Source organism: bacterium (assembly GCA_024226335.1).
Classification (GTDB): Bacteria; Myxococcota_A; UBA9160; order SZUA-336; family SZUA-336; genus JAAELY01.
In genome coordinates this window covers 1-572 of record JAAELY010000231.1, presented here as the reverse complement: position 1 = coordinate 572, position 572 = coordinate 1, and the positions used below count along the sequence as shown (strand labels likewise).

1 protein-coding gene is annotated in these 572 nt (G+C 62.4%); it reads right to left on the bottom strand.

Going from position 1 to position 572, the window contains the following annotated elements:
* Positions 1-538: hypothetical protein (locus GY725_11185; GenBank protein MCP4004749.1), on the bottom strand; the 538-nt coding region annotated here is incomplete at its 3' end.
* Between the last annotated feature and the right edge of the window lie 34 nt (positions 539-572).

Genomic DNA, 572 nt, shown 5'->3' with positions numbered 1-572 from the left:
CTACCGCGGCTTCCCACTCGCAGCGGTTCAAGTGAATAACCCCACGCATGTAGTCGGACCACGCGCACTCATACGGCAACCCGGAGCGCTCGACAGCTTCGCGAAGCCGGTGCTGAGCGAGCTCGGCAGCCGGCAGATCGGCCTCCACCAGGTGGATGTAGACCTGAGTCCAGAGCAGACGGTTTCTTCTCCGCACCTGATGCACCGGGTCAGTTCGCGCGAGCTGCTGGTCCAGAAAGCGAATCGCCCGCTCCCTCTGCCCGACCATCTGACTCGACGCCGCGAAGGTCATGTCGGCGATCCAAGCAAAGGACTCGACGTGCGCAACAGAGTTCTTCTGCAGAACCAGGTCCACGTGTTGCAGGCTTGCGGCGCCTTCACCCACTTGCCACGACATGTATCCACGACACAGCGCGAGTTCACCCTGCAAAGCCTCGTTAACGGGCTGATCACCGAGCAGCGATTCGGCCTGCTCCAGAAGCTCGGGGACAGGCTCGAGGAGGAAGAGGTGACGCAAGTGAATCCATGCGCGAGCCAACAGGAGCTCCGCGCGTTGCCGCACGATCGTCTCG